General features: G+C 68.3%; 13 protein-coding genes and 1 pseudogene. 6 read left to right on the forward strand and 8 right to left on the reverse strand.

Annotated features, from left to right (window positions below; genetic code table 11):
* The first annotated feature begins 23 nt into the window (after positions 1 to 23).
* Both thrC and IEX72_RS08625 read left to right on the forward strand, forming a co-directional pair.
* The gene (gene thrC, locus IEX72_RS08620; protein ID WP_188786969.1) at positions 24 to 1289 is read left to right on the forward strand and encodes a threonine synthase; all 1266 of its coding nucleotides are present in this window, start codon (positions 24 to 26) and stop codon (positions 1287 to 1289) included.
* A 142-nt stretch (positions 1290 to 1431) separates the two neighbouring features.
* Positions 1432 to 1596 (forward strand): annotated as a pseudogene (locus IEX72_RS08625) (DNA-directed RNA polymerase subunit M); the annotation flags it as partial.
* Positions 1597 to 1612: 16 nt separating this feature from the next.
* Here the strand turns inward: IEX72_RS08625 and serA are convergent.
* Positions 1613 to 3202 (reverse strand): phosphoglycerate dehydrogenase, encoded by a 1590-nt coding sequence (serA, locus tag IEX72_RS08630; RefSeq protein ID WP_188786970.1) that lies wholly within the window; start codon positions 3200 to 3202, stop codon positions 1613 to 1615.
* Positions 3203 to 3327: 125 nt separating this feature from the next.
* On the opposite strand from serA, the gene serB reads away from it, so the two are divergent.
* Positions 3328 to 3972 (forward strand): phosphoserine phosphatase SerB, encoded by a 645-nt coding sequence (gene serB, locus IEX72_RS08635; protein ID WP_188786971.1) that lies wholly within the window; start codon positions 3328 to 3330, stop codon positions 3970 to 3972.
* A 118-nt stretch (positions 3973 to 4090) separates the two neighbouring features.
* Here serB and IEX72_RS08640 read toward each other — a convergent pair whose 3' ends face one another.
* Entirely contained in the window at positions 4091 to 5131 is a 1041-nt protein-coding gene (locus IEX72_RS08640; RefSeq protein WP_188786972.1) for a DNA cytosine methyltransferase, read from the reverse strand.
* 106 nt (positions 5132 to 5237) lie between these two features.
* Between IEX72_RS08640 and IEX72_RS08645 the strand changes: the two genes are divergently transcribed.
* On the forward strand, positions 5238 to 5405 hold the full coding sequence (locus IEX72_RS08645; RefSeq protein ID WP_188786973.1) for a hypothetical protein: 168 nt from the start codon (positions 5238 to 5240) through the stop codon (positions 5403 to 5405).
* Positions 5406 to 5410: 5 nt separating this feature from the next.
* Positions 5411 to 5638 carry a hypothetical protein gene (locus tag IEX72_RS08650; protein WP_188786974.1) on the forward strand — a complete coding sequence of 76 codons (228 nt, stop codon included), beginning with the start codon at positions 5411 to 5413 and terminating at the stop codon, positions 5636 to 5638.
* A gap of 139 nt (positions 5639 to 5777) precedes the next feature.
* Here the strand turns inward: IEX72_RS08650 and IEX72_RS08655 are convergent, their stop codons facing one another.
* The 3 genes from IEX72_RS08655 to IEX72_RS08665 form a co-directional block, all read right to left on the reverse strand.
* Positions 5778 to 7109, reverse strand: a complete 1332-nt coding sequence (locus IEX72_RS08655; protein ID WP_188786975.1) for an ABC transporter ATP-binding protein — start codon at positions 7107 to 7109, stop codon at positions 5778 to 5780.
* A 2-nt stretch (positions 7110 to 7111) separates the two neighbouring features.
* A complete protein-coding gene (locus IEX72_RS08660) occupies positions 7112 to 8842 on the reverse strand; it encodes an ABC transporter permease (RefSeq protein ID WP_188787005.1) in 1731 nt (576 codons plus the stop codon).
* 96 nt (positions 8843 to 8938) lie between these two features.
* The gene (locus IEX72_RS08665; protein ID WP_188786976.1) at positions 8939 to 10096 is read right to left on the reverse strand and encodes a thiamine ABC transporter substrate-binding protein; all 1158 of its coding nucleotides are present in this window, start codon (positions 10094 to 10096) and stop codon (positions 8939 to 8941) included.
* Between the two features lie 170 nt (positions 10097 to 10266).
* Here IEX72_RS08665 and IEX72_RS08670 point away from each other — a divergent pair, with 170 nt between their 5' ends.
* Positions 10267 to 10581: a HalOD1 output domain-containing protein gene (locus tag IEX72_RS08670; protein WP_188786977.1), complete on the forward strand. Its 315-nt coding sequence runs from the start codon at positions 10267 to 10269 to the stop codon at positions 10579 to 10581.
* 10 nt (positions 10582 to 10591) lie between these two features.
* Here IEX72_RS08670 and IEX72_RS08675 read toward each other — a convergent pair whose 3' ends face one another.
* From IEX72_RS08675 to IEX72_RS08685, 3 genes are all read right to left on the reverse strand, one after another.
* The gene (locus tag IEX72_RS08675) at positions 10592 to 13168 is read right to left on the reverse strand and encodes a DEAD/DEAH box helicase (protein WP_188786978.1); all 2577 of its coding nucleotides are present in this window, start codon (positions 13166 to 13168) and stop codon (positions 10592 to 10594) included.
* 139 nt (positions 13169 to 13307) lie between these two features.
* Positions 13308 to 13478, reverse strand: coding sequence for a hypothetical protein (locus IEX72_RS08680; protein WP_188786979.1), 171 nt, complete (start codon positions 13476 to 13478; stop codon positions 13308 to 13310).
* Between the two features lie 122 nt (positions 13479 to 13600).
* Positions 13601 to 13843, reverse strand: coding sequence for a ferredoxin (locus IEX72_RS08685; protein ID WP_188786980.1), 243 nt, complete (start codon positions 13841 to 13843; stop codon positions 13601 to 13603).
* Positions 13844 to 13993: the final 150 nt, after the last annotated feature.

Raw genomic sequence — 13993 nt, forward strand, 5'->3', positions numbered from 1 at the left:
CGCCCAACGCCACATTTCCCACAATGAGCCTCGAACTCACCGCGCCGACCCCCGACGCGCCCGACGTCGCCGAGGACGGCGTCTGGCTCGCCGACATCGAGACGGGCGAGACCTACGCCCCCTTCGACGAGATCCGGTACACCGGCGCGGACGGCAACCTGCTCGAAGTCCGCTACGCCGACCCACCGACCTTTGAGGACTTCCACGGACAGGGCCGCGGCGTCTGGCGGTACCACGCCGCGCTCCCGTTCGACGAGGGGGTTTCTCTCCCGGAGGGCGACACGCCGCTGCACCGGGCTCCGCGGCTCCGGGAGTCGGCCGGCGTCCGGAGCCTCCGGATCAAACACGAGGGTATGAACCCAACCGGGTCGTTCAAAGACCGCGGGATGACCGTCGGCGTCCGGGTCGCCCAAAAACTCGGCGTCGGCCGGCTGGCGTGTGCCTCGACCGGGAACACCTCCGCGGCGCTGGCGGCGTACGGCGCCCGCGGCGGGATGCAGACCCTGGTGCTCCTGCCTGCCGGGAAGGTCGCCGCCGGGAAGGTCGCCCAAGCCGCGCTTCACGACGCCCGGATCCTGGAGGTCGATGGCAACTTCGATTCGTGTCTCGACATCGTCCAGGACCTCGCCCAGCAGGGCGAGGTCTACCTCCTCAATTCGCTGAACCCGTTCCGGCTGGAGGGCCAGAAGACGATCGGCATCGAGATACTCGAACAGTTCCGCGACGACTACGGCCGGTTCCCCGACCGGATCGTCCTGCCCGTCGGCAACGCGGGCAACACCTCCGCGCTGTACAAGGCGTTCCGCGAACTCGTCCAGTCGGGCGCCTTAGACCCCGCGGAGGTCCCGAAGCTCACGGGCGCACAGGCCGCGGGGTCGGCGCCGATGGTCGAGGCGATCGAACACGGGTGGGCGGACACCGAGCGGTGGGACGAGGTCGAGACCATCGCGACCGCAATCCGGATCGGCAACCCCGTCAACGCGCCGAAGGCCCTCCCCGGAATCCGCGGCACCGGCGGCACCGCCGTGGCGGTCGAAGACGACGCGATCACCGAGGCCCAGCGCGACCTCGCGAAGGAGGGCATCGGTGTCGAGCCCGCCTCGGCCACCTCGATTGCCGGGCTGAAGAAGCTCCGCGACAAGGGCGTCGTCGACGCCGACGAGGACGTGGTGTGTCTCACCACCGGCCACCTCCTGAAGGATCCCGAAGCCGCCTACGAGGCGGGTAACAAGCCCGAACCGGTCCCGAACGACACTGCTGCGGTGCTCGAACACATCGGCGCGGAGTAGGCGTGTCTGCCTTCGGACGCGCCACACCGACCCTGACCCGCTCGCTCCGTCTACCGCGGTCCGATCGGTACGACCCGTCGGGTGGAATCCGTGACGGATCGGGAACCAATAGATATCCGACAGCCGTGTACTTCTGGCGCATCTGAAACTTTGCGACGAGTGTGGCTCGCTGATGCACACGGAGGCCGATCCGTGGGTGTGTCGCTTGTGTGAGTACGAGGAGCCGCGGGACTCGCAGGCGGACGCCGCGATGGCGACCCAGGACGGACAGCGCGACGACGGCGCACCCGCCGACGCTCCCAGCGATCCGCGACCGCCGCTCGCTACTCGTCGCCGTTCAGCGTGAGATACCGCACGTCGATCATGCGGTCGTCGTCGAGGATTGTCTCCACCGCCGAGTCGGGGACGGGGTCGTCGAGGTTGTAGACGGTGAGCGCCTCCCCGCCGGGTTCGTCACGGCGGGAGTTGAACATGCCCGAGATGTTGATGTCGTGATCGCCCAGTACTGACCCGATGAAGCCCAAAACGCCGGGCTTGTCGGCGTTGCGCGCGACCAGCATCTTCCCGTGCGGAACCGCGTCGACCCGGTAGCCGCCGATCCGGACGATCCGCGGGTCCCCGCCCGCAAACAGCGTGCCCGAGACCTCCAAGGAGTCGTCGTCGTTGCCGACCCGGACGGTCACGACACTTTGGAAGTCGTCGGACTGGAGGCGCTTGGACTCGGTGACGTCGATCCCGCGGTCCGTCGCGATCTGTGGGGCGTTGACCGCGTTTACCTGCCACTCCAGCGGCTCGAAGACGCCCTTTAGCCCCGAGGCGGTCACGAGGTCGACCTCCTCGTCGGCGATCTCGCCCTCGTAGGCCACCTCGATCTCGGAGATCCGGCCATCGAGCAGCTGTGCGGCGATGATGCCCGCCGTTTCGGCGAGCCCGATATACGGCCGGATCCGCGGGAACGCGCTCTCGTCGACCGAGGGGGCGTTCAGCGCGTTCATAACCGGCTCACCCGCGAACGCGGCGTCGACTTGGTCGGCGATCGAGGTCGCAACGTTCTCCTGGGCAGCCTCCGTCGACGCCCCCAAGTGCGGGGTCACGATGACCTCGTCGACGTCGACAAGCGGGCTATCCGGCGAGACCGGCTCCTCGGCGAAGACGTCGATCGCCGCCCCGTCGAGCGTGCCGCGTTCGACCGCCGCTGCGAGGGCGTCCTCGTCAACGACGCCACCCCGGGCGCAGTTGATCACGAACCCCCCACCCATCAGGTCGAGTTCGTCGGTCGAGATCATGTTCTCGGTTTCGGGCGTGAGCGGCGTGTGGACGGTCAGAAAGTCCGCCGACTCGAGACACGCATCCAGCTCAACGAGCTCCGCGCCCAGCCGGCCGGCGCGCTCCTGGCTGATGTAGGGGTCATAGGCGACCAGATCCATCCCGAGCCCGTCGAGCCGTTTGGCGACCTCTTGGCCGACACGACCGAGCCCAACGATCCCGAGGATCTTGCCGTTGAGTTCGGTTCCAAGGTAGTCGGATTTTGCCCACTCACCGGCCTTCAACCGGGCGTGAGCCTGCGGAATCGACCGCGCGGCGGCGAACGCCATCGCGACGGTGTGCTCGGCGGCCGCCCGGACGTTGCCCTCGGGCGCGTTCGCGACGATGACACCGTGGTCGGTAGCGGCGTCGATGTCGATGTTGTCAACGCCGATCCCCGCCCGGCCGACGATGACTAGGTCCGGAGCGGCCTCAAACAACCCGTCGGTGACCTCGGTTCCGGAGCGCACGATCAAGGCGTTGGCGTCGCCGACCGCCGACCGCAGCGACTCGCCGGTCAGGTCGTAGGCCGTCTCGACGTCGTGACCCGACTTGCGGAGGCGTTCGATCCCCGCGTCGTCAATCGGGTCAGTAATAACCACCTTCACATGTTCACCTTCCGTGGTCCGTGGTTAAACATTTCTTCCTCGGCGTATACGGCCACCTGTGGCCTGTTAGCGACTCGCGTGGTCGGGATAGGTGGTTTGAAACCCTCCGCCGACCACCCCCTCGTATGCGACTTGTGGCGTTCGACTTCGACGGGACGCTCTCGGACTCGGAGATGACCGTCCTCCTCGGCGAACGAACCGGCGTCGCCGGCCGGATGGCCGACATCACAGAGCGCGCGATGAACGACGAGCTCTCTTACGCCGAGAGCCTCCGCGAGCGGGCGTCGCTGCTGGCGGGACTCGACGAGTCCGAGGCCGACGCCGCCTTCGACAAGGTGCGGCTGCGCCCCGGCGCCGCCGACGTGATCGAACGACTCCGCGACGCCGGCCACCACGTCGCGATCCTGACCGGCGGGTTCGAGCGCGGGGTAGAGCGCGCACTGGAGCACGAGGATGTCGCGGTCGACACCATCGTCGCCAACCGACTGCCGACCGAGAACGGCCGGCTCACCGGCGGCGTTGAGGGGGCGCTCATCACGGGCACCAAAGACGACGCGCTCGCATCGCTCGCCGACGACCTCGACGTCCCGCTCCCTCGATCCATCGCGGTCGGCGACGGCGCCAACGACCTCCCGATGCTGGAGGTCGCCGGACTGTCGATCGGCTACCTCCCGAAAGACGCGGTCCGCCCCGCCTGCGACGCGGTGGTGGCGTCGATGCCGCGACTGGGGACGTTGCTGGAGAGTCACAACGTGATTCGGCGGGAGTAGCCTCTCGCCGGGGCACCGCCGCTGTGGGTCGGATCCCGAACGATGGTGCCATCCATACCTCTGTGCTTGTCCGAACTGAACTACCGGGTCGTTGACGGAGCCAACGGAGTGACGCGGGTCACTCTCCGTCGGCGACGGCCGCCTCCCGCATCGCCGCGAGGTCGTCCGCGAGCGCCTCCGCGACGGCGTTCGAGAGCCCCGGCGGAACCGCGTTGCCGACGACTTTCAACTGCGTGCTTTTGGGCCCCTGGAAGACGTAGTCGTCGGGGAACGACTGGAGAATCGCACACTCCCGGACCGTGCCCACCCGGTCGGCCTCGGGGTGGATGAACGGCGCGTTGTGGTTCTCCTTGATCGTGATCGCGGGTTCATCCGACGGGAGCCGGCGCCAACTGTCGCCGTAGCTCTCATACAAGCTCTCGCCGGGGTCGACGCCGGCGATCCGCTCGACTATGTCCGAGGAGTGGTCGGTGACCTCGTGATTCGGGAGCGACTCCACGTCCCGGCCGGCGAGCGCCTCCCCGACAGTCACGTGGGGTTTCAGCCGCTCGCCCGTCAGCGTGGTCTGCTCGGCGGGGCCGTGGGTCCGGTCGGGGTAGGTCGGCAGCGACCCGTCGCGGCGGCCCTGGAAGATCACGCGCCGGCGGTTCTGAGGGACGCCGTAGTCCGCGGCGTTCAGCGTCTCGTAGGCTGGTTTCTCGTAGCCCGCCTGCCGAAACCCCTCCAGGATCGACCGAAGGGTGTCGCCGCCCGCCATCGACTTGATTCCGGGGACGTTCTCCATAACGAACGCGTCGGGCCGGACGAACGCAACGTAGTCGATGAAACTCCCGACGAGGTAGTTCCGCTCGTCGTCGGGGTCGCGGTGGCCTGCGATGCTGAACCCCTTACACGGCGGGCCGCCGATCACCACGTCGATGGTCTCGGGATCGACCGGGTGAGTGTCGAAGAACTCCTCGGGGCCGACCTGCGAGAGGTCCGCTCGGATCGCGAGCGCGTCGTCGTGGTTGTGGCTGTGGGTCGCGAGAAAGTCCTCGCTGACATCAACCCCGGCGACGACGTCGTAGCCGGCCTGGAGAAACCCCTCCGAGAGCCCGCCACCGCCGCAGAACAGATCGAGCACCGTGACCGTCGAGCGGTCGATGTCGGCGTCCGGCATTCGGTATCCACCCTCGTCGCCGGTGGTATTTAAGTTTCGTCACCCGGTGCCGGCTCCGGTGCGAAACCCACACATTTTTCAATTTAGGCCACCCTAAATAATCGCGATGAGCACTGGCACACACCCCTCCCTGGGCGGCCGAACGGACTCGACACTCGACGACGCTCCCGACGTCGTGGTCTGTGAGACCTGCCCCGGGCGGTCGGTCTTTGTCGAGTCCGCGAACCGCGATGGCTGGATCGCCACCGACCTGACGGTCGAACCCCGGCGGTGACCCGTATGTCGGACGACACCACATCCACGCACCCGGACTCCGACGGCCCTGACGACCGGACGGTCATCCGTTCGTGCCGGGAGTTCGAACGGGAGTACCGCCTGAGCGCGGACGGGGCCGGCCAGGTCCTGACCGAGTCGGGCGAACAGCCCCGCAACAGCGACGGACTGCGGCGCCAACTCCGCGCTCGACACCCGACCGACGCCGCCCGGACTCCCGTCTCCACCCGCTGACGCCGCCCGGACTCCCGTCTCCACCCGCTGACGCCGCCCGGACTCCCGTCTCCACCCGCTGACGCCGCCCGGACTCCCGTCTCCACCCGCTGACGCCGATATCGGGATGCACACCCACGTGGTCGACCGCGGACGGGCGTCAATCTCGGCCCGACTCGAACGCCGAGGCCCCTCCCGACGCCACCCCGATCACGTGGGCATCGCCCCCGTCGAACCCGACCCGCACGTCGCCCGACAGCGGGTCCGCCGTCCGGACCGTCAGTTCGCGACCCTTCCACCGGAGATACGTCCGCGTCGACTCTCCGAGGAACTCGGCGTTCGACACCGTCGCGTCGAGCGCGACCGTCGCGTCGCTTCCACCCTCCGCCGAGCCGACACCGGCGCCGGTTCCGTCGCCCCCGCTTTCGAGGGCCCACATCCGCTCGGGGCGGACGCAGAACGTCACCCTCGCGTCCGGCCGGATCCGCCGACTCGTCTGCACCGGTACCGTCGTTCCGTCCACGTCGACGAACACGGTACGGTCCCGGTCCTCGCTGGTGCGGTCCCGACCCCCGCCGCCCCCCGCCCCCGGTGCCGGGTCGCTTCCGCTCCCCGACCGAACCCCCGCTGTTTCGAGTGGAGATCGCCCGGAATCGCCTACTGGATCGTCCGAACCGTCTGGTTCGTCTCCCGTCCGGCTCGACTCCACTCGTCCCTCAAACACGTTGTTGTCGCCGACGAACTCCGCGACGAACCGGGTCTCCGGCCGTCGGTACACCGCCTGGGGGGGTCCGACCTGCTCGACTGCACCGTCGGACATCACCGCGACCCGGTCGGAAACCGCGAGCGCCTCCTCTTGATCGTGGGTGACATAGAGGGTCGTGATCCCCAGCGTCGACTGGATCCGCTTGATCTGGAGCCGGAGCCGTTCCCGGAGTCTGGCGTCGAGCGCGCTCATAGGCTCGTCGAGCAGCAGGAGGTCCGGCCCCGGAGCCAGCGCCCGCGCAAGCGCCACCCGCTGGCGCTGCCCGCCAGACAACGCCCCCGGATCCCGCGGCCCAGCGTCGGGAAGGTCGACGAGCTCCAGGAGCGACGCCACCCGTTTGTCTCTCGTCTCTCCGCCGGGCGGGTCGGTGAACCGGAGGCCGTAGGCCACGTTCTCCGCGACCGAGAGGTGTGGGAACAGCGCGTAGTTCTGGAACACCACCCCGACGCCCCGGTCTTCGGGTGGCACTCCCGCCATCGCCCGCCCGTCGAACCGCACGTCGCCCCGAGTCGCCGAGTCGAACCCGGCGACCAGCCGGAGTGTGGTGGTCTTCCCGCACCCCGACGGACCCACCAAGGTGAAAAACTCTCCGTCGGCCACCTCGAGGTCGATTCCGGCGGGTGCGTCCCCGCCGTTCTCCGTTCTCGCCGCATCTCCGTCCGCTCCAGACCCGAGTGCGACGGTGCCGCCGTACTCCTTCCGGACGTTGTCGATTGTGAGACGCATCCTCAGAACCCTCCCCGTCCGCCGTACCGGCCGCCGAAGCGCTCGATCACGACGAAACTCAAGCTCGTGACCGCGAGCAGGAGACACCCCATCGCGGTCGCGGGGCCGAGCCGCCGGCCGAGGTACCGTTCGACAGCCACCGGCATAGTGTAGCTCGAAGACCCCTCCGCGAGGACAATCGTGGAGTCGAACTCCCCGATGGAGATCGCGAAGGCGAACGCCGCGCCCGCGACGACCCCGGCGGCCACGAGCGGAAGTTCGATATCCACGAGTGCCCGCACTCGGGTCGCACCGAGGCTCCGCGCCGACTCCACGAGTCGGGCGTCGAGGTTCCCGAGCAGCGGCGCCACGCTCCGGGTCACGAAGGGGTACGCGCCGACGGCGTGGGCGGCGACGACGGCGACGGCGCCGGTCACCCGGATTCTCGTCCCGAGAACCTCGACCCCGAAGACGAGCCCCCGGAGCAGCCCGAGGCCGACGACGATCCCCGAGACCGCAAGCGGCGCCATAGTCAGGGCGTCGATCGCGGCCCGTCCCCTGAACCTCCGCGTGGTCAACACCGCAAGTACGACCCCCATCGGCACCGCGACCAGCAGCGTCCCGGCACCGAACAGCAGCGAGTTCCGGACCGCGGGCAGCGGCCGGACCTGATACGAGGCCCCGGTCTGCTGGCGCTCGACAAGGAACAGGTAGTGCTCGAGGGTCAGCCCGCCCCCTCCGGTGACGCTGGTCAGCACCATCGACGCGACCGGGACGACGAACACCGCGAGGATGACGACGCCGTACCCGACGATGACCGTCCGGATGCCGACCTCACGGAGCGTCCACGACGACGGCCACAGCCTCCGTCGGGACTCCGGGTTCGCGCCCTGGCTGTCGCCGCGCTGTCGGCCCTCGTACCGGAGGTAGAGGTAGGTCAGCCCGAGCGAGATCACGGTCTCGACGGCGGCGAGGGCGGCCGCCTCCGAGTACGCCAGGCTCTGGATCCGCGAGTAGATGAACACCTCCACGGTCGCGAGTTGGAAGCCCCCGAGCGCGAGCACGATGGGGAACGACGCGAACGTGAACACGAAGGTCAGGGTCGCCCCGATCGCGACCGCAGGGCGCAACTGCGGGACCACCACGTCGTAGAACGCCCGCGTCGGCGACGCGCCCAAACTCCGTGCGGTCTCGATCGCGGAGGCGTCGACACTCTCCCACGCCGCCGTCGTCACCCGCGCCACAAGCGGGGCGTTGTAGAACGCGTGGGCGATCACGATCGCGGGGAGGGTGAAGAGTAGCTCCACGGTCGGTAGCCCCAGCGCCCTCAAGACGGTGTTGAGGGTGCCATTCCGCCCGAACGTCGCGACGAACCCGATTGCGACCATGATCGACGGCATCACGAACGGCAGGATCGTGAGCGAGCGGAGCGCCTCCCGCCCCGGAAACTCGAAGCGCGCAAGGATCCAGGCCGCCGGCAACCCCAGCACCACCGACGCGACCGTCGATAGCAGCGCCTGGTAGGCGGTGAACCAGAGGATGTCGACCAGGTAGAACTCCGACGTCAGCACGTCGACCAGGGGGGCGGCCGTAACCCGTCCGTCGACCACGACCGCCTCGACGAAGACGGTCGCGACCGGGAAGTAGAACACCACAAGCAGGATCGCTGCGGTCGCCGCTGCGACGAGGCCGAGGGCGTGCCGTTCGACCCATGACCCGGCGGCCGAGACGGTCCCGGGGAGCCGCCGTCGGATCCGGGCGACCGGATCGGGCGGAACGGCCCTCACAGCGGTGTCACCCCGAGCGTCGACGAATCGGACGCCGGCGCTCCGATCCACCCCGCCATCGGGTCACTTGCTGGCGAACTGCCGTTCCCACTCCCGCGTCCACTCACTCAGGTTGTCTCGGAGTATCTCGTAATTGAATGCAACCCCTTCGGGTGGCTCCTGGGCGTAGGTTGCGAACGAATCGGGGAGGTCGGCGGTCGTCGTCGCCGGGAACGAAACCCACTGCTGTGCGATCTCGCCCTGCACCTCGGGACGGAGCATGAACTCGGCGAACGACCGGGCGAGGTCGGGGGTGTCGGTGCCCTCGAACATCGCCATCCCTTCGGCGTCCGCGTACCCCTGGTCGTTCAGGAAGCGGATCTGGTGCTGATCGAGGTTCTCATCGGACCGCGCGGCGTACACCTGGTCCGTCGAGTACGACACGACCATCGGGGCCTGCTCCTCCTGATACGCGCCGTAGGAATCGGACCAGCTGCCGAGCACCCGGGCGCCGTTGTCTTGCAGGTCCGCCCAGTAGTCCAGGTAGCCGTCCGGCCCGAACTCTTGGATCGTGTGCAACAGGAACAGCCGCCCGGTCGTGCTCGATGCGGGGTTCTGCGCGAGGAGGTCGCCCTCGTACTCCGATTCCAGCAGCCCCTCGAACGTCTCTGGGGCCGAGTAGTCCCCGTACGCCCCCTGTGTCCTGTCGTAGACCAGGCTGACGTATCCGGTTGCGAAAGGGACGACACGCCCGCTCGGGTCGAACTGGATGTCGGACTTGACGTTCTCCTGGCCCGGAACCCCCTCAACCGTGGTGAACAGCCCGCCGTCGAGTTGTTCGTCGATCCGGATCAGATCCCGCACGCGAACCCCGGCGTAGACGTCGGCGTCGATGTCGATTCCGCGGTTCGCCCGTTCGATGTAGTAGTTGATCTCGCTGTCCGGCGTCTCGAAGGTGAGCGTCGCGTCGAACTCCGACTCGAAGGTCTCTTTGATCCACCGACCGGGGCTCGTAGAGGGGGCGTCGACGAACGTCCCGTACGTCGCGACCACGAGCTCCGGCGTGCTCGACGCCGTTGTCCCGGTCGCCGTCGCGACCGCCGTGTCCTCCGCCGTCGGCGTCGCGGTTTCGGTGCTCCCACTGTCGCTGCCGCTGCCGCTGCCGCCGCCACCGCCGGTACATCCGGCCAACCCGGCGACACCGCCGGCACCCGCGGCCCGAAGGAAGCTTCGCCGTCTCATTACCGGGTTATTACACCGAGTGGTATTTAACGATGGTGTCTCGGGACCGGTACTCACGGCGTTGCCTCGCGCGACACTCGTCTTGATCTCCCGCGTCGAAACGCCGGCAACTATCAAGACTGGTATTTTGCGCGATACTTTTTTCATACATAATGCACAACCGTGGATATATGTCCGAAGCCATTAACTCCGGGACCGGTGCCGTCGGCTCCTGGGCGGTACTTGACGACGACGGGTGGGAGACGGGCGATGGGCTCTTGACCCGGCTCACTGACGCCCTCGCGGGGCTCGGCCCGGAGGACGGAACGGTGCTCTACGACCACGTCGCGGTCGACGCCGTACTCAACGCGCTGGAACCGGACTCTCCCGCCCGCGGTGTCTCAGAGGTCCGGTTCGACTACGACCGGTATGAGGTCAAGATCACCCGGGACGGCGTCATCGCGGCCAGTCCCGATCCCGGGGCACCCCTCCACTCGTCCAACTGACCGGCCGCGACTACTCGGGGTCTGCGCCCTTGTACTCGCTCCCGACGACCTCCCGGATCCGCGAAGCGGTCACCTCGCCAACGCCGTCGACCTCGCGGAGGTCGGCTTTCTGCGCGCACATCACGTGTTCGACGCTGCCGAACGCCCGCAGTAACGACTGGGCGGTCACGGGGCCGATGTCGGCGATCGAAGAGACCACGTACTCCTGTTGTTCGGAGCGGGTCTTCGCGCTCTTCTCACCGTGGACGCTCACGGTCCGGTCGCGCTCGGACTGCTCCCGCGACGCGATCGTTCGGAGCAGTTCCCCGGTTTCGGCTTCGCCGCCGGTCTGGAGCACGCTCACGTCGAAGTCCACCGCCAGCGACGCCAGCGCCCCGCGGACCGCGTCGGGGTGGACGTTCCGCTCCTCGTAGAGCCCCTCGCCCTCAAGAACCAGTATCGGCCGGGCGTACGCCCGCGAGAGGTCGCCGATCTGCTCGAACAGCGACCGGTCGCCGCCCAGTAGGGTGTCGAGGAAGTCCGCCACCGACTTCCGCTCGACGGCGACCCGATCCGAAAGGACGTAATCGCCGACCGCGAGGGTCTCCAGTCGCGTCCGGATCCCCTCGCGCTTCGAGAGGTCCTTTGCGATCGCGGCGTCGAGTTCCCGCTGGTCGACGACGATCTCGGTCTCCTCGCCGTCGTCGCCGGCGGTCGCAACGACGCTCCCGTCGTCGGTGTCGTCGCCCTCAGCGCCGTTCCCGTCTTCGCGCGCTGCCTCGGCGTCGCCGCCGCCGTCCGCGTCCGTCGCGTCGCCGTCTGCGGTCGCGTCCCCCTCGTCTTCGGCTCGCTCGACTTCCGCGTCGGTCGCGCCGAACTCCGCCAGCCCCGACTGGCCGTTGCTCGCTGCCGCCGTGTCGGCCTCGTCGTCGCTCGACCCGTCCGCGCCCGTCGCGGCCGCGTCAGCGTCGGATTCCGGCTTCGACGCGGTATGTTTTCCGCCCGCAGCCGCTGCGCCGTCGTACGCGTTCAGCGCCGCCTGCGGGGGGGTGAGTTCGGACTCGACCTCGCCGGCGACGCCTTTCAGCTCCCGGAGCTCCGACTCCATTTCGTCCTCCCGGCGCTTGGAGATCCAGTAGTACGCCTCGTCGCGGGTGTCCTCCGCCAACAGGACCACGACCCGGCCGTCCGCCTGCCGGCCGGTTCGGCCCTTCCGCTGGATCGACCGGATCGCGGTCGGCACCGGCTCGAAGAAGAGCACCAGATCCACCTCCGGCACGTCCAGTCCCTCCTCCGCGACCGAGGTCGACACCAGCACCTCGAACTCCCCGTTCCGGAACGCGTCGAGGGTGTCCTGCTGTTCGGTCTGGGTCATGCCCTCGGAGGTCTCCTTGTCGCCCTGGCCGACGAACCGGTGAGTGTCGAACGACGCAGAGAGGAAATCGGTGAGGGCCTCGGCGGTGTCGCGGGACTCGGTGAAGACAATCACGCGGTCGCCGCCCTCGATCCCCAGAGTCTGGGCCAGCAAGATCCGGGCCCGGGAGAATTTGGGGTGGGTGCCGTCGAACGATTCGGTCAGCCGCATCGCTTCTCGAACCCGGGGTTCGGCCACGAGCCGCTGGCTCGCCTTCGACGCCCCCGAGGAACGGGCGGCGTTGCGCTGGCGCTCGAAATACCGCCGGACCGATTCTACAGATTGGGTTTCGACGAGTTCCACCGCCCGCCGGAGCTTCATCACCTCCGCGTGGGTCGACATCCCCTTGTACCCGTCCGATTTGTCGGCGTCGATCAGCTCTTGAAGCTTCCCCCGCATCCGGTTGAGCTGCTTCTGGGAGACGTCGGGCTGGGTGGTGTTGGTCACGCCCAGCGACTTCAGCTTCTGCAACCGGTCTGTGATGACCTCGTTCAGCGCGTCGCGGATCCCCAGAATCTCCTCGGGGAGTTCGATCCGCTCCCACTCCACGGCAGTGTCGTGGGTGTACTCGGCCACGTCGGCGTCGCCTTCGGTCATCACCTCGACTTCGGCGAGTCCGAGGTTCCGACAGACCGTGAGGATCGACTCCTTGTCACCGCCGGGAGAGGCGCTCATCCCGGTCACCAGCGGGTCGTCTGCGTCGTCGTGGTACCGCTCGGCGATGTAGACGTAGGCGTACTCGCCGGTCGCGCGGTGGCATTCGTCGAACGTGAGGTGGGTGACGTCCGAGAGGGAGATCCGGCTGCCCACCAGGTCGTTCTCGACGACCTGCGGCGTTGCGATCACGATCCGCGCGTCGGTCCACCGATCGGCGCGGTCCTCCGGGCGGATCTCGCCGGTGAACACCACGATCTCCTCGTCGGGGATGTCGAGAGCCTCCCGATAGAACTCCGCGTGCTGCTGGACCAGCGGCTTCGTCGGGGCGAGAAACAGCACCGTCCCGCCGACCGAATCGAGCCGGTCGGCGGTCACGAGCAGGCTCACCGTGGTCTTGCCCAGCCCCGTCGGGAGACAGACCAGCGTGTGAGATTCCCGTGCGGCGTCTGCGAGTCGGGTCTGGTACGTCCGACGCTCGATGAACCCGGGGTTCAAGAACGGGTGGTCGACGTACACGGGGTCGTCGGTGGCCGCCATCACGCTCGATTGGGCGGCATCGCTGTTAAGGGTTCGCCGACGACGGTGGAAGTGAAACCAGCCGTATCGGGACGGCTACGGCGGGGCGCCGGACTCAGCGCGGAACGACCCGGGCCGCGAGTCCGGTGTTCCGAGCGCGCTACCTGCCCCCGTCGCCGAACTTGCGGTCGAACGACTCCGCGGTGTCCGGTTCCGCCCGCGTCTCGAACCCCGCCGACCCGTCGGTGCGGTCCTCCACGGAGTCCGGTAGCGACGCGCCCGTCAGTGCCGCCCACTCCGAGAGGGGCCGCTCGTGGTTTCGGTCGTTCATGTCTCCTTCGGCCGTAAGGTTTTCACCGGAGACCATAACGATTGTGCTAGTTCCCCGCATCCGGGAGGCGGCCGATCCAAACACGATGAACCGGCGACGGGTGCTCCGGCGTCACCCCGGCGCTACACGACCCGATCGCCGTCGTCGTCGTAGAGTTCGATCGCGTCCACCGGGCAGGCCCGCGCCGCGAACTCCGCGTCGAGTTCCGCGCCGTCGGGGACTTCGACCTCGAATACCTCGGGGTCGACCTCCGTTGCCCCGTCGAGATCGGCTTTGCCGGCGTCCATGTTCCGCTCGAAGGCGTCCCACTCCTCGACGCACTGGAACATCCCGATGCAGGTGTCTCGGTCGAAACGGATTCGCATACCCCCCCTTCGGCGACCGGGCACATAGCGGTGGCGACGCCATCCGGCGAACGGCTCCCGGCAGGAGTCGACCGCCCCGGCCGACGGCGTGGCTGCATCGAACGACGGCTCCCCGATCAGCGGTCGCGTCGACGGTGTTCCCGACGCCCT

The sequence above is a fragment of the Halobellus salinus genome (assembly GCF_014646875.1).
Taxonomy (GTDB): Archaea; Halobacteriota; Halobacteria; order Halobacteriales; family Haloferacaceae; genus Haloquadratum; species Haloquadratum salinum.

Bases quoted from the DNA above. Each gene is read 5' to 3' on its own strand.
- thrC (WP_188786969.1), top strand. From the start codon at position 24: ATGAGCCTCGAACTCACCGCGCCGACCCCCGACGCGCCCGACGTCGCC.
- serB (WP_188786971.1), top strand. From the start codon at position 3,328: ATGCGACTTGTGGCGTTCGACTTCGACGGGACGCTCTCGGACTCGGAG.
- IEX72_RS08640 (WP_188786972.1), bottom strand. From the start codon at position 5,131: ATGCCGGACGCCGACATCGACCGCTCGACGGTCACGGTGCTCGATCTG.
- IEX72_RS08645 (WP_188786973.1), top strand. From the start codon at position 5,238: ATGAGCACTGGCACACACCCCTCCCTGGGCGGCCGAACGGACTCGACA.
- IEX72_RS08650 (WP_188786974.1), top strand. From the start codon at position 5,411: ATGTCGGACGACACCACATCCACGCACCCGGACTCCGACGGCCCTGAC.
- IEX72_RS08655 (WP_188786975.1), bottom strand. From the start codon at position 7,109: ATGCGTCTCACAATCGACAACGTCCGGAAGGAGTACGGCGGCACCGTC.
- IEX72_RS08665 (WP_188786976.1), bottom strand. From the start codon at position 10,096: ATGAGACGGCGAAGCTTCCTTCGGGCCGCGGGTGCCGGCGGTGTCGCC.
- IEX72_RS08670 (WP_188786977.1), top strand. From the start codon at position 10,267: ATGTCCGAAGCCATTAACTCCGGGACCGGTGCCGTCGGCTCCTGGGCG.
- IEX72_RS08675 (WP_188786978.1), bottom strand. From the start codon at position 13,168: ATGGCGGCCACCGACGACCCCGTGTACGTCGACCACCCGTTCTTGAAC.
- IEX72_RS08680 (WP_188786979.1), bottom strand. From the start codon at position 13,478: ATGAACGACCGAAACCACGAGCGGCCCCTCTCGGAGTGGGCGGCACTG.
- IEX72_RS08685 (WP_188786980.1), bottom strand. From the start codon at position 13,843: ATGCGAATCCGTTTCGACCGAGACACCTGCATCGGGATGTTCCAGTGC.